General features: G+C 46.1%; 17 protein-coding genes and 1 tRNA gene. 13 read left to right on the top strand and 5 right to left on the bottom strand.

Features of this window, described 5'->3' with window-relative positions:
* The first annotated feature begins 23 nt into the window (after positions 1–23).
* From QUB26_RS04430 to QUB26_RS04380, 11 genes are all read left to right on the top strand, one after another.
* Positions 24–542 (top strand): Ycf51 family protein, encoded by a 519-nt coding sequence (locus QUB26_RS04430; RefSeq protein ID WP_333316936.1) that lies wholly within the window; start codon positions 24–26, stop codon positions 540–542.
* A gap of 146 nt (positions 543–688) precedes the next feature.
* Complete coding sequence (locus QUB26_RS04425) at positions 689–2,032, top strand: ATP-binding protein (RefSeq protein WP_333316934.1); 1,344 nt, start codon at positions 689–691, stop codon at positions 2,030–2,032.
* Positions 2,029–3,813 carry a tetratricopeptide repeat protein gene (locus QUB26_RS04420; protein ID WP_333316932.1) on the top strand — a complete coding sequence of 595 codons (1,785 nt, stop codon included), beginning with the start codon at positions 2,029–2,031 and terminating at the stop codon, positions 3,811–3,813. Before QUB26_RS04425 ends, QUB26_RS04420 begins: the two co-directional genes overlap by 4 nt.
* Before the next feature lie 147 nt (positions 3,814–3,960).
* Positions 3,961–4,362 (top strand): type II toxin-antitoxin system Phd/YefM family antitoxin, encoded by a 402-nt coding sequence (locus tag QUB26_RS04415; RefSeq protein WP_333316929.1) that lies wholly within the window; start codon positions 3,961–3,963, stop codon positions 4,360–4,362.
* Positions 4,349–4,690 (top strand): type II toxin-antitoxin system PemK/MazF family toxin, encoded by a 342-nt coding sequence (locus QUB26_RS04410; protein ID WP_333316927.1) that lies wholly within the window; start codon positions 4,349–4,351, stop codon positions 4,688–4,690. The genes QUB26_RS04415 and QUB26_RS04410 overlap by 14 nt, the downstream gene beginning before the upstream one ends.
* A 374-nt stretch (positions 4,691–5,064) precedes the next feature.
* Positions 5,065–6,267 (top strand): tetratricopeptide repeat protein, encoded by a 1,203-nt coding sequence (locus QUB26_RS04405; protein ID WP_333316924.1) that lies wholly within the window; start codon positions 5,065–5,067, stop codon positions 6,265–6,267.
* 79 nt (positions 6,268–6,346) lie between these two features.
* Positions 6,347–7,870, top strand: a complete 1,524-nt coding sequence (locus tag QUB26_RS04400) for a carboxypeptidase M32 (protein ID WP_333236282.1) — start codon at positions 6,347–6,349, stop codon at positions 7,868–7,870.
* Between the two features lie 249 nt (positions 7,871–8,119).
* Complete coding sequence (locus tag QUB26_RS04395; protein ID WP_445299587.1) at positions 8,120–9,040, top strand: glycosyltransferase; 921 nt, start codon at positions 8,120–8,122, stop codon at positions 9,038–9,040.
* Between the two features lie 740 nt (positions 9,041–9,780).
* Positions 9,781–10,491 carry a peptidoglycan-binding protein gene (locus QUB26_RS04390; protein ID WP_333236280.1) on the top strand — a complete coding sequence of 237 codons (711 nt, stop codon included), beginning with the start codon at positions 9,781–9,783 and terminating at the stop codon, positions 10,489–10,491.
* A 507-nt stretch (positions 10,492–10,998) separates the two neighbouring features.
* A tRNA-Leu gene (locus QUB26_RS04385) sits at positions 10,999–11,080 on the top strand.
* Between the two features lie 221 nt (positions 11,081–11,301).
* Positions 11,302–11,664, top strand: coding sequence for a DUF433 domain-containing protein (locus QUB26_RS04380; protein ID WP_445243027.1), 363 nt, complete (start codon positions 11,302–11,304; stop codon positions 11,662–11,664).
* Between the two features lie 395 nt (positions 11,665–12,059).
* Here QUB26_RS04380 and QUB26_RS04375 read toward each other — a convergent pair whose 3' ends face one another.
* From QUB26_RS04375 to QUB26_RS04360, 4 genes are all read right to left on the bottom strand, one after another.
* Positions 12,060–14,423 carry a DUF3488 and DUF4129 domain-containing transglutaminase family protein gene (locus QUB26_RS04375; RefSeq protein ID WP_333316922.1) on the bottom strand — a complete coding sequence of 788 codons (2,364 nt, stop codon included), beginning with the start codon at positions 14,421–14,423 and terminating at the stop codon, positions 12,060–12,062.
* A 432-nt stretch (positions 14,424–14,855) separates the two neighbouring features.
* Entirely contained in the window at positions 14,856–15,926 is a 1,071-nt protein-coding gene (locus QUB26_RS04370) for a hypothetical protein (RefSeq protein WP_333236276.1), read from the bottom strand.
* Positions 15,919–17,100 (bottom strand): heterocyst differentiation protein HetZ, encoded by a 1,182-nt coding sequence (gene hetZ / locus QUB26_RS04365; RefSeq protein ID WP_333236274.1) that lies wholly within the window; start codon positions 17,098–17,100, stop codon positions 15,919–15,921. The genes QUB26_RS04370 and hetZ overlap by 8 nt, the downstream gene beginning before the upstream one ends.
* Before the next feature lie 67 nt (positions 17,101–17,167).
* On the bottom strand, positions 17,168–18,349 hold the full coding sequence (locus QUB26_RS04360; RefSeq protein WP_333236272.1) for an RNA-guided endonuclease TnpB family protein: 1,182 nt from the start codon (positions 18,347–18,349) through the stop codon (positions 17,168–17,170).
* Between the two features lie 116 nt (positions 18,350–18,465).
* On the opposite strand from QUB26_RS04360, the gene QUB26_RS04355 reads away from it, so the two are divergent.
* Entirely contained in the window at positions 18,466–18,744 is a 279-nt protein-coding gene (locus tag QUB26_RS04355; RefSeq protein WP_333302370.1) for a hypothetical protein, read from the top strand.
* A gap of 410 nt (positions 18,745–19,154) precedes the next feature.
* Here QUB26_RS04355 and QUB26_RS04350 read toward each other — a convergent pair whose 3' ends face one another.
* Complete coding sequence (locus QUB26_RS04350; protein WP_333053252.1) at positions 19,155–19,397, bottom strand: hypothetical protein; 243 nt, start codon at positions 19,395–19,397, stop codon at positions 19,155–19,157.
* On the opposite strand from QUB26_RS04350, the gene QUB26_RS04345 reads away from it, so the two are divergent.
* Positions 19,397–19,936: a Dps family protein gene (locus QUB26_RS04345; protein WP_333053253.1), complete on the top strand. Its 540-nt coding sequence runs from the start codon at positions 19,397–19,399 to the stop codon at positions 19,934–19,936. The genes QUB26_RS04350 and QUB26_RS04345 overlap by 1 nt on opposite strands.
* Positions 19,937–20,088: the final 152 nt, after the last annotated feature.

The following is a 20,088-nucleotide window of genomic DNA, read 5'->3' as shown; positions in this document are numbered from 1 at the left end:
GTCAACAGTCAACAAATCATCAAATGAACGTAAATTCTAACCTTTTAATGTACGCCCAATGGGCGGGAATTCTGACAGTAGCTTTAGCTATTCTAACAGTTATAGCATTTATCTTCAAATGGGGTTTTCGCTTCCGATTGGTAGGAGTGACCAGCTTTATGGGAGTAATTGCTGCGAGTATATTCGGTCTGGGTTTAGGACTGTTTTCTCGTACAGAAATTCCTGGTGCCGTGCGCTATTCTTTAGTTTACGATACAGGCGGCGCTCAAACAGTAGTTACCGTGCCACCTACGATCACCGAATCGGAATTAGAAGCAACGATGCAGCAAGCGGCTGCGGATTTGTACTCTCCAGGGCGATCTGGGCGCGGCAGAGACTACATGACAATCCGGGTTCGTACAGTGGTACATCCTGAACCTGGGCTGTCGCAGCCGCTGTTTTTGGGCGAAGTGAGGCGATCGCTCGCGACTCGGTATGATGACAAAATGGCGATCGACATCTTCCCGGAAAAAGTTGCTATTCTGAAAAAATACCAAGCCTAAAAGTAGTTATTGTTGGGTGCGCCATGTGCACCCAGCCTTTTGCATAAATTCGATCGCTCTTATTAAAATTATCTGCGTTTATCCCTGTTCATCTGCCTTAAATCTGCGGTTGAGCCTATAAAAAACCAAAAATACTAAAAAAAATTATGAATCAAAATACAGAACAATTACTAACAGACCTCACCGATGCCTTTAACCCATTTTATCCATTACCAGCAGGCGACCCGCAATATGTTGACTGTCAAGAAGTGCGAGGAGATGACAATATTACCCTAGACTTGGGCCGCAACATTCAGCGTTCCAAACAGATGACTTATCAGTATCAGTTATACGCCGGACACCGGGGGGCGGGAAAGTCAACCGAATTGCTGCGCCTAGAGGATCATCTAAAAAAACAAGGTTATTTTGTCGTTTATTTCGCTGCTGACGAACAAGATATCAATCCCGAAGATACAGAATATACAGATATTTTGCTCGCTTGCACCAGGCACTTTTTAGAAGCAATTAAAGATGCTGACCCAAAACCTTTGCGCGATTGGATGGAAAGCCGCTGGAACGATTTAAAAGATTTAGCCCTGTCAGAAGTATCATTTGAAAAATTGAGCTTAGAACTGCAAATTTCTCAGTTTGCCAAGCTGACGGCGAATGTGAGAAACGAACCGAGTTTGCGCCAAAAAATCCGAGAAAAAGTTAATCCCTACACATTAACGCTGATTGATGCGTTGAATGAGTTTATTGTCAATGCTAAAAATAAATTGCCCAGCAAATATTCAAAACTGGTTGTGATAGCTGATAATTTAGATCGGATTGTGCCCTTTTCCAAAGACCCAGGGGGACGTAGCAATCTCGATGAAATTTTCTTAGACCGCAGTGAACAACTCAAAGCTTTAAAATGTCACGTAGTTTACACTGTACCGATTTCGATGGTGCATTCTAACCGCGCTGCCGATTTAAGCAATAATTATAGCAATCCTCCCCAAGTGCTACCGATGATTATGGTACGCAAACCCAGCGGTGAAGTTCACCCGCCGGGACTTGCTAAAATGAAAGAGTTGATTGAGAAGCGGGTAAAACAAGTTGATCCGAATTTATCTTTAGAAACAGATTTTTTTGACACCGCAGAAACTCTAGAAGGGCTGTGTTTGATGAGTGGAGGCCACGTCAGGAATTTGATGTTGATGATGCAAGAAGCTATCAAGAAGACGGATAATTTGCCAATTACTGCGAAAGCAGCACAAAGGGCAATTACGAACCTGCGCGATGTCTACCGCAAAACGGCCGGACAAAATGAATGGTCGATTTTAGCACAAGTATCTCTTTCTCGTCGGATACTGAATGACGAACAGCACCGCAATTTGCTATTTAGTCGCTGTATTTTGGAATACAGATACTATGACGATGAAGGAGAAATGCAGCCTTGGTATGATGTTCACCCGCTAATTAAAGGCATTCAGGAATTTAAGGAAGCAGTCGCACTACTTCAGCCATGAAATCCGAACTAATTGATTGGGACGAAGATTTACCGCCCGCAGAACCGGAGGAAGAATATCGAGCTCTGGTACGCAGTATCAAGCGGACAAAAGGCTTTAGCTTGTTGTTTGTTGAGTGTTCGCCGGCGCAGGGAGAACGCTGGATTGCTAGAGTTAAAACAGATATTCCGCAGCAAAAAATTGAGGTTTTGCGGCTGAAGGAATCGGTTTATGATTTTTATAATCAAATTGAAAAGTTGCCAAATCGCGATCGCCTCAATGTCCTGTTTGTCCAAGGTTTAGAATATTCACTTTATGAATACGAACAAGAGAAAAAGGCTCTCGGTTGGGAAAGTAAGGATATTTACTCTTACAGTTGGCGGGGAGTGCCGCCTGTTTTAATTAATTTAAACCAGCAGCGAGAACGATTTAGAGATAATTTTAAAATCTGTTTTGTTTTTCTGTTGCCTAAGTTTGCTATTGATTATTTTATTCAGCGGGCGCCGGATTTCTTTGATTGGCGATCGAGTTTATTTAAGTTGTCGATGGATGGAGAAAGCCTGCAAGCCGAATCAATCAAAGCTTGTTCGGAAAGATGGAAAGAAGAAGATTATGTGTCCCTAACTCCCGAAGAACGAAAACGGGAATTGGTGAAAATTCAAACTTTAATTGATGAAGAGGGACAAACATCAGAACAAAAAGCTGAATTGGTTTTTGAACAAGCTTTATTGTATTTATCAGATGAACAATATGCAAAGGCGATCGCATCCTACGACAAAGCCTTAGAAATCAAACCCGATAAACACGAAGCCTGGAACAATCGGGGCGTTGCACTGGGTAATTTAGGCAGATGGGAAGAAGCGATCGCATCCTACGACAAAGCCTTAGAAATCAAACCCGATAAACACGAAGCATGGAACAATCGGGGCATTGCACTGGGTAATTTAGGCAGGTGGGAAGAAGCGATCGCATCCTACGACAAAGCCTTAGAAATCAAACCAGATTACCACCAAGCCTGGAACAATCGGGGCAATGCACTGGATGATTTAGGCAGGTGGGAAGAAGCGATCGCATCCTACGACAAAGCCTTAGAAATCAAACCAGATTACCACCAAGCCTGGAACAATCGGGGCAATGCACTGGATGATTTAGGCAGGTGGGAAGAAGCGATCGCATCCTACGACAAAGCCTTAGAAATCAAACCAGATTACCACCAAGCCTGGAACAATCGGGGCAATGCACTGGATGATTTAGGCAGGTGGGAAGAAGCGATCGCATCCTACGACAAAGCCTTAGAAATCAAACCCGATAAACACGAAGCCTGGAACAATCGGGGCGTTGCACTGGGTAATTTAGGCAGATGGGAAGAAGCGATCGCCTCCTACGACAAAGCCTTAGAAATCAAACCCGATAAACACGAAGCCTGGAACAATCGGGGCATTGCACTGGGTAATTTAGGCAGGTGGGAAGAAGCGATCGCATCCTACGACAAAGCCTTAGAAATCAAACCAGATTACCACCAAGCCTGGTACAATCGGGGCTATGCACTGGGTAATTTAGGCAGGTGGGAAGAAGCGATCGCCTCCTACGACAAAGCCTTAGAAATCAAACCAGATAATGAGGCAACATTTTATAATAAAGCTTGCTGCTATGCGTTACACAGTCAGATTGACCAAGGGGTTCAGAATTTGCAGCAAGCCATCAATCTGAATCCTGACAAATACCGAGAAATGGCAAAAACTGACTCAGATTTTGACAGCGTGCGATCTGATGTTCGGTTTCAAGCCTTGATTCAAGAATAGGGATTTGCCCTTGGGCGGGGCGGGTTTATGAGATTGTCGGTTTTAGGCAATTATTGTTGGTAAAACCCGCCCTTACAGCATCAAAAATACTTTTCAACCGAAGCTAGTGGACACGATATGATAGAAGAATTAGTAGCGAGGTAAAAGATGACTCAACTAAATGTAACTGTAACTAATGACAGATTTTCCCAACTCATCGCCCATGTCGAGGAGACTGGAGAACGAATTGTCATAGAACAGGAAGGAAGGGCGATCGCTGCTATCATTACTTATGCAGACCTGAAGCGACTGGAAGCCCTAGAAGCTGCCCTAATTAACAAAGCAAAACTAGAAGAATATGAATGGCTAAAAGCTGCGATCGCAAATCCAGCCTTTGATTCTCTGAGAGACTCAGCGGAAGAAATCTACACTTTAGCTGATGGCGTGCCATTCCACGACCCTGAATGGATTAAAACAGTAGCGATCGAGCCTCATTTTGGTTCGATCGTAGACCCGGAAGAAGACATTTATACCATAGCTGACGGTAAACCATTCCATGACCAAGGGTAAGATTTTCCTAGTACCGTTTCCCTATGATGATTTATCGGCCAACAAACTACGTCCAGCAGCTTGTTTGACTAACCCTTTGGGAGCGCGGCGTCATGTTATTCTTGCTTATATTACAAGTCGCTTGCCAACAAATTTACTGGAAACAGATATCGTATTAGATGCTTCTCATCTCGACTTTCAGGCTTCAGGGCTGCGGGTGCCATCTACTATCAGGCTGCATCAACTGGTAACTGTTTCTACAGCGGTTGTTCAGCGTGAGTTAGGTGAATTGTCATCAGATACACAGGCTCAAATTGCTGAAAAGCTCTACAATTTGCTAAGTCAGTGATCGCCGATAGGTGAAAATTATATCAGGACTTACGCAACTTTTAAAGTTTTACACTACCCGTAGTAATAAAGGCCACAATGCACTACAAATAGGGTGAATGTGTAAGTTCTGTTAGATATTGGGTGAGGTTTGTCACACCTCAGTACGATCGCCCTTTCCTCTTTTCTACGCAGTAATATAAAAAAATAGTATTAATCTATACCTACAAATCCCCGATGTAGGATTATATTGAAAAAAATTGAAAAAGTCCCCAAATTCCTGTAAAATTGCCCTAAATAACCAAAGAGTCGCGATCGAAAGCACTCAAAAGCGAAAAAGATCGCATATAAAAAAGAAAAGAATCAATTAGACAAAAAATAATGAGGTGAAACCCCTTGCAAAAATTAGCCAGCATAGAAAAGCCGATCGACTCAGGGGAAAAATCCATAGCAGTCAATACCCAAAAGGCTCAAACCTTGTACGAACGCGGCAACGCCCTAGAAGCAATGGGAAGATTCCAAGCTGCGATCAAATCTTGGGAAGAAGCGATCGAACTTGAACCAAAATTTTATGAAGCCTGGTACAACCAAGGCGTAGCCCTCAAAAAATTGGGCCAGCTAGAAGAAGCGATCGCAGCCTACAATCAATCCCTAAAAATCAAACCAAACAATCCCCAAGCGTGGTACAATCGAGCCAACGTTTTGCGGAAGCTCAACAGACTCTCAGAAGCGATCGCATCCTACGAAAAGGCGATCGCACTCAACCCCAGCTACCCCGAAGCTTGGACGAACCGCGGCAACACCCTCGTCAGCTTAGAGAAATTATCAGAAGCGATCGCATCCTACGAGAAAGCTATAGCCATCAAACCAGACTACTGCGAAGCTTGGTACAACAAAGCATTTGCCCTGAGAAAATCAGACCAAAATACAGCCGCGATCGCCTCTTACGATAAAGCGATCGAACTTAAACCAAACTTGCATCAAGCCTGGTACAACCGCGGCTTAGCCCTAGCCGATGAAAAACTCTACCCGGAAGCCGTCGCCTCCTACGACAAAACCCTGCAACTGCGACCGAATTCCGCCGAAGCCTGGAACAAACGCGGCACGGCGATCGCACAAATGGGAGAATTTGAATCAGCGATCGCATCCTGGGACAAAGCCCTCGCACTCAAGCCAAACGACAGCGAAACCTTTTACAACCGCGGCTTAGCCTTCGCCAACTTACAACGCTTTGAAGAAGCAATAGCCTCTTGGGACAAAACCGTAGAGTTGCAGCCAGACAACACCGAAGCCTGGTACAACCGCGCCGTCGCCCTCAAAAAAATCCAACGATTTACCGACGCGATCGCCTCCTACGATAAAATCATCGCACTCACACCCGACGATCCAAACCTGTACTATCAAAAAGCTTGCATTTACGCCCTAGAAAAAGCAGCAGGCGATCGCACAAACAGCCCCGAAGCTTTAGCAACCATCACCGACAAAGCGATCGAAAATCTGTCAAAGGCGATCGAACTCAATCCGCATAAATACCGGAAATTGTGCAAAAATGACTCTAAATTGCGTACAATACGGGAAGAAGTGCGGTTTTTAGCTTGATTTCAGGGTAGCTATGATTGATGGATACGGATGCCGCACTGCAACCTTTGTAGGCAAAACAGCACCATAAACGCCCATCATGCAAACCCTAGACAAAACTCAAGCAAAATTCGCTCAACTGGCAGCCCACCTCAGAGAAGTTAATGACATCGAATCAGTCTCGTCACTGCTGCATTGGGATCAAGCAACTTATATGCCCGCCAAAGGTGCAAGTGCCAGAGGCCGCCAGTTAGCTACACTTAAACAAATATCCCACGAAAAATTTACAGATCCAAAAATAGGTGAACTCCTAGAAGACTTGCGTTTCTACGAACAAACCCTCCCCTACGACTCCACCGCAGCCAGCCTAATCCGCATAGCCCGCAGAGACTACGATCGCGCCTCCAGAGTCCCCGCAACCTTCATGTCCGCACTCTGCCGCCACCAAGCCGACTGCTACGAAGCTTGGGCCGCGGCCAGGGCAGCCAACAACTTCGCAGCCGTTGAGCCGTATCTCGAAAAAACCCTAGAATTAAGCAGGCAATACGCCGATTTTTTTCCCGGCTACGAACACATTGCCGATCCTTTGATCGATCGTAGCGACTACGGCATGAAAGTATCGCTGTTGCGCCCGCTTTTCGCCAAACTGCGTCAAGAATTAGTGCCGATAGTCGAAGCCATCACCTCGCAACCTCCCGCCGACGACTCCTGCTTGCACCAAGACTTCCCAGAATCCCAGCAACTAGAATTCACCCGTAAAGTCGTAGAACGCATGGGGTACGACTTCCAACGGGGACGGCAAGACACCACCCTGCACCCGTTCATGACCAACTTCTCCATAGACGACGTGCGAATTACCACCCGCGTCTATGAAGACCACTTGGATCAAGCTTTGTTCAGCAGCATCCACGAAGCCGGACACGCCCTCTACGAACTCGGAAATTCCCCGGAATTTGAAGGTACCCTTCTGGCAGGTGGCATTTCCTCCGGCGTCCACGAAAGTCAATCGCGACTTTGGGAAAATATGGTCGGGCGCAGCCGCGGTTTTTGGGAATGTTTCTATCCGCAACTCCAAGGCATATTTTTGCGACAGTTGGGACACGTATCCACTGACGCATTTTACCGGGCCATTAACAAAGTCTCGCGATCGCTCATCCGCACCGACGCTGACGAAGTAACCTACAATCTCCACGTCGCCATCCGCTTTGACCTAGAATTGGCAATGGTAGAGGGAAAACTAGCAGTCCGAGACCTCCCTGAAGCCTGGAACGAACGCTATAGAACCGACATCGGCGTTGTCCCCGCCACAGACAGCGAAGGCGCGATGCAAGATGTTCACTGGTATGTTGGTACGATCGGCGGAATGTTCCAAGGTTACACCCTCGGCAACTTGATGAGCGCCCAATTCTACGAAACAGCAGTAAAACTCAATCCTGAAATTCCCGTAGAAATAGAACGGGGCAATTTTAGCGTACTCCACAACTGGCTAAAACAAAACATCTACCAGCACGGCCGTAAATACACCGCTGTCGAATTGATCGATCGCGTTACCGGTTCACCTTTAACTATCGATCCCTTTATCCGTTACATTCGCCACAAATACGGGGAGTTTTATGTCATTTGAGGGATAGCAATGTAAAATTGCAGGCTTTTAAATTACCTAAAAAAAACAGGCGATACTAACTTGTATCGCCCCCCCTTAGAGCGAATCTCAAAGAAGATATAAAATTAAGCGGCTACCTATATCAGAACTGTTTCAGGCTGTTATGGCCAGCGACAAAAAATCCGACTTGCGTCAGTTTGCCAGCAATTGACGCGCTTTGGGCAACAAATATTTGCTGCGAAACGATATAGTTAACACTTTTGTTGCCTACTGCACCAAATAGGAAAAGCCCGAACAGTTTTATCAATCTTCCCTAAATTCAACGTAGTGCCGCCGGGAGTCAACGAAAGTGTCTACTTTCCCTACACGCGGATAGAAGACCGGGTGCAAGGCGATCGCGATCGGCCGGGCGAACTGCTGTTTACTCTAGAAGACCCGGAACAAGTATTTGGAAAACTCGACGACCCGCAAAAGCGCCCTTTATTTTCGATGGCCAGGCTCGATCGCATTAAAAACCTGACCGGCTTAGCAGAATTGTTTGGAAAAAGCCAGGAATTGCAAGAAAAATGCAACTTAATTCTAGTAGCTGGCAAGTTGCGGGTCGAAGAAACCGAAGACTACGAAGAAGCAGAAGAAATTAAAAAACTCTACGCAATTATCGACCAATACAACCTTCACGGTAAAATTCGCTGGTTGGGGGTGAGGCTTTCCAAAAGCCTGTCCGGCGAAATCTACCGGGTAATCGCCGACGCCCAAGGTATATTTGTTCAGCCAGCCTTATTTGAAGCTTTCGGCTTGACAATTCTCGAAGCAATGATTACCGGCATTCCCACTTTTGGGACGCAGTTTGGCGGCCCGCTGGAAATCATTCAAGATGGCGTAAATTGGTTTTATATCAACCCGACCAACAACCAGGAAACCGCCAAAAAAATACTAGATTTTTTATCAAAATGCGAACACAATCCCAACTATTGGTATGAAATTTCAACGCGAGGAATTGACAGAGTTTACAGCACGTATACCTGGAAAATTCACACTACCAAGCTGCTGACACTGGCCCGGACTTACGGTTTCTGGAACTACTCGTCCAAGGAAAACCGCGAAGATATGCTCCGTTACATAGAATCGCTGTTTTATCTCATTTACAAGCCAAGAGCAAAGGCTTTATTGGCAGAACACGCAAATCGATAAGTCGCGAGTTTGGCTTTTTATATCAAATCCGTTGGTATCGGAATTATTCCTCTCTCTCTTCCCTTTCTCTGTATCCTCTGCGTCAAGAGGGGTTTAATAATTCCGATACAACTGAGATGTTGTACCATTCTCAAGAACAGGCAAGATGCCTGTTCCACAAGAGATGAATTTTATTGTGGAACAGGCATCTTGCCTGTTCCTAAACAAGTAATTGAGAATGGTGCAACATCTCAGATACAACCGAAATTGATATTACGGGGAGATTAAAGGAAAAAACTTCGCCTTTCATAGATCAACTTTGTACAAAATACGCCTGTAAAGATTTGTGAATGACTGCCGACTTTGTACCATAAGACTGAGGCTAAAAGATGTGGTTTATACGAAAATGTGGGCTTTGGTAACGAAACATCTCGGAATCAATCGGCTTTATTAGGAATAATGCGAACCGGCCCTACTTCTAACAGGTAACTTCTGAGTGCTGGTGTCCCCATTGCCGAAATTCTAGAAACCGGGGCAGATATAGCAACCGCGACAGACGCTTAGAACTTTCTTAATGGCTCAAACCAATGCGGTCTATTACCCCTTCTCTCGGACTTCTTGTTACCCGATCGCGAAGTCGAAGGGCATTCTTCCTTCTTGCTTCTGCTATATGTCTCAGAAAGCTGTCCGGGTAATACAATTAGATTTAGAAACATGAAAACAGCGAAACCTTGTCAAACCTCACTAACAGGATGAAATTTATGCGTGTGACTACTGTTACAATTTTCAGCTTGATTGCTCTGCTCGCTCCCGGCTTAACCCGAAAGGCAATTGCTGCTTTTGACTCCGAACCCTTGGTGCAGGAAGAGTACCGCAGAGACTTTACGGCTCCCGCCGAGCCGGGTGCGTCAGCATCGCCGGAGGGAAAGTCCAAAGCAGATATGTTTAACAAGCCTTTTTACGCGGGCGAGCAGGCGCCAGTGAAAAAGGAAAAAACTATCTCGGCGGGTGCTGACGGGCCAGAAGTTGCAGCCATACAGCAGCGCTTGCAGGTGCACAGTTTCAAGGTGGGGACGATCGACGGTACCTATGGCTCTCGCACCCGATCGGCGGTTCGTGCTTTTCAGCAGTCTAAGGGTTTGAACGCAGATGGCATTGTGGATAAAGAAACTTGGACAGCTTTAGCAGCAGATCCGGCGTCGGCTTCTGAAACTGTGCAGAGCAATGCTCCAACTCTGAGCAATGCTGCTGTTGCCGACAATCCTCCAACTCTTCTGAATAAAGGCGCTGTCGGTTCCAAGGTGAAGACGCTACAGGTGCGTTTGGAAATGCAGGGTTACGATCCGGGCCCGATCGACGGCATTTTTGGCGCTCGCACTGCTACGGCTGTCAAGAACTTTCAGGAGTATAAGGGTTTAATGGCTAATGGCATGGTGGACGAAACAACCTGGAAGGCGCTCGGCCAAAAGTAAGTGACAAGTGAAAAATACGGAAAATTGCTGTGGCGATAACTCATCATTGAACCCGGTGTTCAAAAATGACCGGGTTTCTCGATGTTGGGCGATCGAGCAATTTGGTCATCAGCCAGCCGATTTATCAGTGGATCGCTTCCTTCAATCTAAAATCTAAAATCTAAAATCTAAAATCGATGTTGGGCGATCGAGCAATTTGGTCATCAGCCTGCGGATTTATCAGTGGGTCGCTTCCTTCAATCTAAAATCTAAAATCTAAAATCTAAAATCGATGTTGGGCGATCGAGCTATAGCGGTTCTCAAGCGTTGTGAGGTATGGGGGCGAGTCCTATGCCCTATGTCCTATGCCCGCGAGAGCACCTCATGTTAGTGATAAAGGCTATATGTGGTCATCAGCCTGCGGATTTATCAGTGGATCGCTTTCTTCAATCTAAAATCTAAAATCTAAAATCTAAAATCGATTGACCGATCGCTCTGTTGTGTGTTATAGTATTTAAATGTCAAAATGCGGATATGGCGGAATTGGCAGACGCGCCAGATTTAGGTTCTGGTTCCGAGAGGAGTGAAGGTTCAAGTCCTTTTATCCGCATACTATCTAATAGTTTATAAATCAAGGGTTTGAGGTTCATGCAACCAAGAATCCCGTTTTTAGCTCATCTTTCGCTGACTCTTGCGAGTAAGGCTGTAGATCCAAACACTCTGTGCGATCGCAATGTTCGAGCATTTGCGTAGCCTTGCCTGTGATGTTTTAACTTCTGATGATGCCGATCGGGCGAATCAAGGGATTCCCGATCGCGAGTAGAATAGTAGATGGCTAAAACAGGAAGTTTAGATATGGGACTTAATGAGTATTTTGATTTCTTAGCACCGGATGATATTCGTATTAAAGGACATCGCATCGGGATTGAGACGGTACTGTATGAGTATATTTATCGGGAACGCACCCCAGAAGAAATTCAGCAACTCTATCCCTCTCTCAGTTTAGCCGAAGTTTATACGACTATTTTGTATTATTTACAAAATCAAGAATCAGTAAGTAGATATTTGCAAGATTGGTTGGAGTGGTCGCATCAGCAGCGAAAAATGCAAGCAGCAAATCCCCATCCTGCAGCAGAAAGATTGCGAAAATTGAAAGCTGAACGGGAAAGGCAAACCGCGATCCAGGGTGCTTGAGGAATGGCACTTAAATATTTGATGGATGAGAATGTTACGCCCATTTATGCTACACAGCTTCGCCGGAAACGCAACTAATACCAAGACCGAATCATTCATCTCCCCTTAACATAAATCCACACTCCGATCGCGTTCTAGAGAATGCTTGGCGTTATTACGATCGCCATCACGAAGAAATCGATCGCCTCATTGTTGCTCATCAAACCAATGATTGAAAGCGTGAGGCTGTATTAAGAGTAAAAATTTTGCGATCGCAATCAGATGATGCGCGGGTGGCCAGAAACCGGGTTTTTGCCCAGAAGACGCTATGCAGCCGTAGAAACCGGAAAAACCCGGTTTCTTGGGTTTTTCTCCGTAACTCCTACTTGTGTACAAGCGATTTCTATCGCCGATTTTTATCTTAACTTTTTGAGTTTCTTCAAGTGCGATCGTCTCAAATTTTCCACCAACCCCCGCAACTGGTTCAAATTACCCGCTTCCCCGCCATACTTCCAGCGCACGTAAGCTTGCGAAACTTCATCAATCACCTCACCCTCATCAGTGGGATGATTCCCGCGCATAGCCTCAGCATACTCCAAAGGCGTTTGAGCGCGAGGTTTCACAAATCCCCTACTCGCCAAATCCTTCAGCATTTCCTGATAAACCCCCTCCACCGGCGGCAACTTCGCCAGCCAGCGGCGGTGGCGCCACTTGCGCCACACTTGCCAAATTAACCAGCCAATAAAGCCAAAGGCGATCGCAGCAATCAAACCAGTAAATAACCCCACCCAACCCCTAGCAAACTGTCCCAGAAACCAGCCCACAATCAAAGTTATCCAGCCAATTAGAAAACCTATAACTGAATCCAGCCCGCTTCTGAGAGGAGTCGGTAGCCAACCCGCGATCCACTTCCAAAACGATTCCAGCGCACTAAAAGTCTGGTTGTCTTCCACCGAAGCCGGAATCAGCGGATAACCGGGAATCGGATTAAAACCAAACCAGCCGTGATTGGGAAAATATACCTCCGTCATCAAAAAAGCGTCGGTATTTTTCACAACATAGTAACCAGTAAACGGGTTAAATTCCCCCGTATCGAAGCCACCCGCCAGTCGCGCCGGAATCCCGATCGACCTCAGCATAATGGTCAATACCGTCGAAAAGTGGTCTGGATATCCACCTGTAACTTTTTTGCCATCCTGGGTGTTTTTGTAGCCAAACAGAAAAGCCTGGACTAAATCTTCACCTTCTTCTAAGTAAGGCAAAGCTTTTTCTATTTTATAATTCGGATTTTGCTTTAAATATTGAGCTAAGTACAAAGCTTTTTCGTAAGGAGAGTCGATCGGTCTTTCCGACTGAGATACTCTAGTTCTTGCCGCCAAGATTTCTTCAGTTTTTTCTCGCACCTTTTGGGCAATTTCCGGGGGCACATCCAAATAAAACCTGCGAATATTTTTCGGGTAATTAGTACCAGTTTTCCCCAACAAAGAGCGATCGCGAAAAGGCACATTAGAAATCACTGTATAAGTCACACCCTCTCCCAATTCCGCAGGCGCTCGCAAACCCCCCTCCGCATCAACGGCCACCTCTGGACTCGGAAAATAAAGCTCCTTCGGCTTGTTTAAAGCCGGAATCAAATTCGGCATTGGAGCAACAATAGTATAACTTTGAATCACCTCTTGATTCCGAGGCGCATTGGGAAACGGATTCAGATAAAATTGATAAGACCAGCTAGGTCTAGTCACCTTTTGAGCTTGTTCGTTGCGAGAAATTTCCCAACCCTGACCGGTGTATTTGTCAAAGCCTAATACTCGCCAAAAACCTGCAGCCTGCGATCGCACCCGCATCACCACTTGGGGTTTCATTTCCCCCCGCAAATTTTGATTAATGCGCTGGTTGAAACCGTAATAAAAAGTAGAGTCTACCTCTCCTGGCCCAGAGTCTGGGTTTCTCCCCGTTCCTCCGCCAGTTCCTTTTTCATTTCCCCCTCTAACATACCCCGGATTCAGAATGCTGCGCTCGTCAAACTCCCCCTGATATTCAATAGGAGCACTCACCGGAAAAGTCCGCAACTGATAGCCAGGGAGGCGTGGCAAAAACGCAAAAATAGTCAGCCCCAACCCGACAGTTATCAGCAGCAGCCAAGCAAAATACTTTGGGGATAAAGTAGCAGCAAATAGCGACAGGCTATCATTTTTTCCTTTACCTTGTGCTTTTTCGCCAATGGCTTCTGGCTTCAAAAATCCCAAGCGCGATCGATAATCCAACACCAAAGTCGGAAGCGCTAAAGCCAAAAACACCAACAACAGCGGCCCAAAAGTCAAGGTTTGGCTGAGAGTCGCTGCTACCCCTAACAAAATTAGCCCGATTACCATCGAATAGCCCAAATCCTTGCGGCGAGGCAAATCGAAACTGTGCAGCACTTGAAGTTGGATTAACAGTTGCGCCAAAACTAACCGCGTATCATTCAATTCTCCCACCAAGCGGCTAAAAAAAGCGAACAGCGCCACCAGCATTCCAATAGCTATGCAGAACTTAGCAGCTACATTGCGATCGCGGCGGCGGTACCAACTCCAAGTTGCTCCCACAATACTAACAGGCACAGCCCACAGGTTCAGGGCTTCTTCAGCAGCAACGTCAGTAGCGACAATTCCCACAATCACCAACAACTGAACTAGGATTCGCAGCAGTAAAGAATCCTCAATCACCGGCGGAGGCATGGCCTCAATCTGCTCCCACAGCTTACCCAAAACAGGTATATTTCGCAGGTTATCAGTTGTCATGTGCACCCATCCAACTATTTTAGATTTCAGATTTTAGATTTTAGATTGAATCCACAGATTAATCTGGATTTTACCTAATATCTAAATCTTATTTCCCTGTCAAACGATTTTAGATTTTAGATTTTAGATTTTAGATTGAACCCACAGATTAATCTGGGTTTTAACTAATATCTAAATCTTATTTCTCGGTCAAACCATTTTAGATTTTGGATTTTAGATTGAATCCACAGATTAATCTGGGTTTTAACTAATCTCCAAATCTTATTCCTCTGTCATTAGATTTTAGATTTACTCCACAGATGAATCTGAGGGCTTGAACTAATATCTAATTTTTTTTTGCTTTCCACGACCGAAGTCGAGGGATTGCATCTGTTTTGTGTGAGGTCAAACCACAGAGTAAAAAGCTAAATTCTTTACTCTAATTATACCTTTCTAGTTGCTATCTTGTCCTGTCCAAATTGGACGAATAGCAAACATCAAAGGTCTGGTATCGAAGTTTTGGAATCGAACTTCTAGAGCATAAGTCTTGTTAGGTTGCGGGTCAAACAACTCCACACTTAAATGCCCGGAATTCGGACGATGTGCAGTTGCTTCGGCATCTCCTCCCTTGAGTTCCAAACTTCCTGCCCCCGGAAATTGGCACTCAACTCTTAAACACGGCATTGGCTGTTCTCTGTTGCGGTTCGACAGATATTGAGCCTCCAGAGTCAGCGCACCCAAACCAGTCAGCCACTCCCGCGAAACCGGTGGCTGATTTACAGGACAATCGAGAGTTAGAGACTCAATGATTTCCTTGGCGGCCAACAGCGACAGCACCATTTGTTGATCGGTACTCGCTGCTTCGTAATTCGGGAAATCTTCTAAATCTAGAAGTCCCCGCAAAGAACCTCGGAGCACTAAACCAGCTAACTCGTTGAGTTCCTGAGACTGGCCCGGAAATAAGCCATCTACAGCGCGAACTAACTTCGAGCCTTGCCGCAGCGACGACATTACCAATTCCTGACAAGGTTCTAGCAGTTGAGCAAAAACCCCTTGGGCGATCGGAATTGGCAGGCGGCCCCACCTGATATTTTGTAGTTGGGGAGTCCAGAGGTGTAGGGGGGGAACCCATTGCGGGGCTACATCGTCTGGGTAATCGTGGTCGTAGCTTTTGAATTCTGTTTCCCAGGGGAACAGCGGCGGGTTAGATTCAATTTCGGCTCTAAGCCTTTCTTTTAACAAGGTCTGAAAACGGTCTTGCACGGTCGGTATTTCTCCAATTGTCAGCGGTTGTGCGGGTGCATTGTTGTGCGCCCCCACTTGATAGTCCAGCGGGTCTGGTTCGTCCCATTCCCAGTATTCCACCCCGGAATTGTCTTCTGTGTCGCCCCACTCTTGTGAGCGAGGGGATGGATTGAGGTTTTCCTCATCTTCGCTAGAGGCATTCGCGATCGGCGCCTGCAATATCCAGTCTAAAAAATGGCGATCGAAAGCCTCTGCATCCCTGTTCGTTTCGTTATTCATCACTAGATGCCCCTTCTCCGGAATCTGAACGATTTCGCAATTCCCACGCAAGTTCCAGCAATTTAAACCACCGCTTCTGTACCTGGGCTACCGTGCTGCCCAGGGTTTGGGCGATCGCTGACTCTGACAGACCCTGTTGTTTCAACTTTAGCAAACGCTGTCCCTCTGGGCCAATTTGCTCGCCAAACGCCTGCCACTGAGAAGGCAGCAAACCCAAATTGCGATCTAAGTCTGCTTCCAGCCACTGGTGAACGAGTTCCCAGCGGTGCGACATGGCGAACCTGAGCAAATGGTACTTGAAGCGCTGCTGCAAATAGTCTCTTTGGCGGGGAGTTATGCCCAGAAGCGACTCTATTTCATTAGTCGGCAAGTCTTGCAAGCGCAGCACGAAGTAATCGGCGCAGTCTTGTTGGTTGCGATCTTTCAAGTAAGCGACTAATTCGTCAATCACGTTTTGCCGCAGAGATTCTGACTCGTCGCCTTGGGGGCGAATTGCAGCGGAACCCTGTCCGGCCATCGCTTCCCGCACGGAGTGCACCGAGGTATCGTTCCAAGTTTGGTCGGAATCAGAAGCCCCTCCGTCGGCGGCTTGTTCCATATCTACGGAGGTTTCTTTGGGCTGCTGCTGGGAAAAGGTTTGGGCCCGTAAAATAATGAGTTGCTGGCTGCGGTTCCGAGGTAAAGGAATGCGCCGCTTGCCGAAGCGCTCTACAAAGGCCATGTACTCTGCTAGTTCTAAGCGAGTGCGGGGACTGTAGGTAGGTGGTAGTTGGGTTTCGCGCCGGAATGCCTTTAAAGCTTCCAGATAAAATCCTTGCAAAAAATCTTTGATCAGTTCTACTCGCGCCTGATAGCTAGACTGCACCTGCGGAGGGGTGATGTAGCGATAGACGATCGCGCTGAGGGTACTGTGCAATTCTACTCTACCGGGCCCGGAGCCTAAATTGTAATAGTGGAGGCATTGTTGCAAGCGGTGCTGAGCGAGGGTCTGGGCTGAACCTTCTATATCTCCAGAGGCTTGAATCCGCTGGCTTTCTGTGCATATCCTGTTGACTTCTGCTGCGAGTCGCCCTGCTACATCTTGGCAGTTCTGCTCAGACGCGCGAGTGGACTTTTTGAGTTCGTCTAACAGCCGTTCAAATATGGTTTCCACGCTCTGGCAGATTTCCCGCATGATGGTTTACAGCTAACATTGACATCCACCCCGGCGTAAACGCACGGGGATTCCTAAGACTCACGACTTAGGTTTCTGCTTCCGTCCCTGACGGGGATTTCGCACCAGCCTTAACAGATTTACTCTGTTCTGGTCTTACGGTCGCTCCACAGACTGACACGGCAAGCCCTGCCGCCAAAATATTTTTTGCCGCATTAATATCTCGGTCATGGTGAGTGTCGCAATTAGGACAATCCCATTCCCGGATATTTAACGGCATCTTGTCAACGATGTGTCCGCAATTGCCACACCGTTTAGAACTCGGAAACCAGCGATCGATCTTAATTAAAGTACGGCTGTACCACTTACACTTGTATTCAAGTTGTCCGACTAATTCCCCCCAACTTGCATCACTTATAGAAGCGGCAAGTTTGGGATTTTTAACCATATTCTTCACAGCTAAGCCTTCTACGGCGATGGTTTGGTTTTCACACACCAACCGCGTTGTTAACTTGTGAAGACTATCTTTCCTTGCATCAGTGATTTCTTGATGCACTTTCGCTACTTTAAGCCGTGCTTTGTGACGGTTGTTTGACCCTTTTTGCTTGCGACTTAAAGATTTTTGCGCTTTTCTAAGTTTGCGATATTTTGCCTTGAATCCTTTGGGATTGGCAATCTTTTCGCCAGTGCTTAGAGTGAGCAAGCTTGTAACTCCCAGGTCGATACCAACTTGACTGCCTGACTGAGGTAATGCTTCAATTTCAACATTCACCAACAGAGAAACTGACCACCTACCTGATGGTGCAAGCTTCACGCTTAAGGTTGATGGTGTTGCACCATCAGGTAGTGTCCGGCTCCAACGAATTGGTAACGCTTGTGTGCTTTTTGCTAGGTAGACTTGTCCATCTCTGAACTTAAATGCTGACTTGGTAAATTCTGCACTACCACCATTGCGTTTCTTTTTGAAGTTAGGATATTTGGCCCGCCCATCAAAAAAGTTGGTATAAGCCGTTTGTAAATGTCTCAAACATTGCTGCAATGGCACACAGCTAACTTCATTGAGAAAATTCAACTCTTCTGTTTTCTTCCATTCGGTTAACATTGAAGAAGTCTCAGCATAGCCTACCCGTTTCTGTTCTTCGTACCAAGCTTCAGTTCTTGTGGCTAAAGCACGGTTGTAGACCAAACGAACACAACCCAAAGTACGTCGCAACAAACTTTCTTGTTCCGGCGTTGGGTAGAATCGATAGCTGAAGGCTTTTAGTGTCATACTTATTTTAAGTACACCATTTCACATACTAGCACGTCTTGGGTGAAATGGTAGGTATTAACAAAAATTCATGTAAAGCCGTCCTAGAAGGACGGGGTTTCAAACCCAAATTTCTGATGAAAGTAGCACAGTTAGTAAAAGTATGGATCAATCTTTCCTACGGCTACTTTAGCCCGTATTCCCCACATAGGAAAAACTGTAATGCCCTCGATCTCCTCCTCGCTGCAAACGCTGAGGACTGCTTTTTTTTAATCTGTCCTGACACGCCATCCGCCAAAAACCAGGTTTCAACAATTGTCACTGCAACGATGGTTCATCAGAGGGTCTGGTTTGACAAAGCCTTCATGCACCTGCGGGCCCAAAACGCGGCACTGCGGTTGATACCTTCGGCTTAGTGGTGTTGGTGGTCACAGCAGCAAGTGTTCCTGAAGGTGAAGCTAGCACACAACTTCTCCCGGCGTCTACTAGATGGGACAAAGGGTTTCACGGCTGTATTTGATCTGGGTCTTCCGCCACTTTTGCCATAAAGTTTCGACGGCGATCGCCCGTCTGTTTCTTGGCAGCATCCTTGAACGTGGATTGAAGGGTTTGAGTCAATATCATTTGTAGCATCCCAATCACACAGATCAGAACCGCTCATGTCCGAAAATCTGTTTCCTAGCCTTCTAGGATATAATGGGGTGATATTTAATTGCAAGTCCGTTATGCCGTCATTTAAACCCGCCCGCACAATTAAGTGTGTGTGATGTTCGTTACCTTCGGCATAAATTCCTTAATTTTTATTAACAATCAGAGTGCAGCCTTTTTATATAGCGGGATTGAGCGGGGACTCACCTGCCGCCCAATCGGTGTGATCGCCAAACAAAGGCGCTTCGGAACAATAAGTTTGAGTGCATCTATCTAAAGGTATCAATATTGCAATTACTTTAACCTGAAAAGCAGATATTTTACTAAAGTGCGATCGTCTTCGATCGTCCTCTGGGTTGATGTAAGTGACGGGCGAAATTTGTTCTAATAGTAAAGTTAGATTTGAAGGAACAATTTTCAATGCGTAAGTTAAACATAGGTCTATCTGACGAGCAACGTGCAGGCGTTATCGAACTATTGAATCACGACTTGGCAGATGCTTATCTGCTGTTAATCAAAACCAAAAAGTATCACTGGGATGTAGTGGGCCCGCAGTTTCGATCGCTCCACCAGTTGTGGGAAGAACACTATCAGGCGTTAACACTAAATATCGATGCTATGGCTGAACGGGTGAGAACTTTAGGTGGCTATCCAATTGGTACTGCTGAGGGTTTTCTGAAGTATGGCTCGATTAAAGAACATATCGGCGATTTGCCTTTGGCTACGGAAATGGTAGCGCGTTTAGTTGATGACCACGAACTGATTATTCGCAATCTCCGCAAACACGTAGAACAGTGCGGTGAAGAGTTTAAGGATGACGGAACCGCAGACTTTTTGACGGGTTTGATGGAACAGCACGAGCAAATGGCTTGGATGTTGCGCTCGTTTATTGAAGGGGAATCCCTTGCGCCAGATGGTAAGCAGCCGCAAGCTCAAACTGCTACAGCTTCTCACGCTTAGAGAGATTAAGTAGAAGGAAGAAGGAAGAAGTAAGAAGGAAGAATGGAAAATTTAGATTTTTTTATTTAACCCTCTTTCCTCATTCTTGATCGACCAACCAGGCAGAATTAAACGCCCTCTAGCTTCCTCAAAAACCCGGTTTCTTCAAAAAA

Source organism: Microcoleus sp. B4-C1 (genome assembly GCF_036705285.1).
Taxonomy (GTDB): Bacteria; Cyanobacteriota; Cyanobacteriia; order Cyanobacteriales; family Microcoleaceae; genus Microcoleus.
Note: the sequence above shows the minus strand (reverse complement) of the source record. Positions and strands in the feature narration are given on the sequence as shown.

Excerpts from the sequence above, each read along its gene's own strand:
- QUB26_RS04400 (WP_333236282.1), top strand. The coding sequence starts at position 6,347 with ATGCAAACCCTAGACAAAACTCAAGCAAAATTCGCTCAACTGGCAGCC.
- QUB26_RS04375 (WP_333316922.1), bottom strand. The coding sequence starts at position 14,423 with ATGACAACTGATAACCTGCGAAATATACCTGTTTTGGGTAAGCTGTGG.
- QUB26_RS04410 (WP_333316927.1), top strand. The coding sequence starts at position 4,349 with ATGACCAAGGGTAAGATTTTCCTAGTACCGTTTCCCTATGATGATTTA.
- QUB26_RS04430 (WP_333316936.1), top strand. The coding sequence starts at position 24 with ATGAACGTAAATTCTAACCTTTTAATGTACGCCCAATGGGCGGGAATT.
- QUB26_RS04415 (WP_333316929.1), top strand. The coding sequence starts at position 3,961 with ATGACTCAACTAAATGTAACTGTAACTAATGACAGATTTTCCCAACTC.
- QUB26_RS04390 (WP_333236280.1), top strand. The coding sequence starts at position 9,781 with ATGCGTGTGACTACTGTTACAATTTTCAGCTTGATTGCTCTGCTCGCT.
- QUB26_RS04360 (WP_333236272.1), bottom strand. The coding sequence starts at position 18,349 with ATGACACTAAAAGCCTTCAGCTATCGATTCTACCCAACGCCGGAACAA.
- hetZ (WP_333236274.1), bottom strand. The coding sequence starts at position 17,100 with ATGCGGGAAATCTGCCAGAGCGTGGAAACCATATTTGAACGGCTGTTA.
- QUB26_RS04425 (WP_333316934.1), top strand. The coding sequence starts at position 689 with ATGAATCAAAATACAGAACAATTACTAACAGACCTCACCGATGCCTTT.
- QUB26_RS04380 (WP_445243027.1), top strand. The coding sequence starts at position 11,302 with ATGGCTAAAACAGGAAGTTTAGATATGGGACTTAATGAGTATTTTGAT.
- QUB26_RS04345 (WP_333053253.1), top strand. The coding sequence starts at position 19,397 with ATGCGTAAGTTAAACATAGGTCTATCTGACGAGCAACGTGCAGGCGTT.
- QUB26_RS04370 (WP_333236276.1), bottom strand. The coding sequence starts at position 15,926 with ATGAATAACGAAACGAACAGGGATGCAGAGGCTTTCGATCGCCATTTT.
- QUB26_RS04420 (WP_333316932.1), top strand. The coding sequence starts at position 2,029 with ATGAAATCCGAACTAATTGATTGGGACGAAGATTTACCGCCCGCAGAA.
- QUB26_RS04355 (WP_333302370.1), top strand. The coding sequence starts at position 18,466 with ATGAAAGTAGCACAGTTAGTAAAAGTATGGATCAATCTTTCCTACGGC.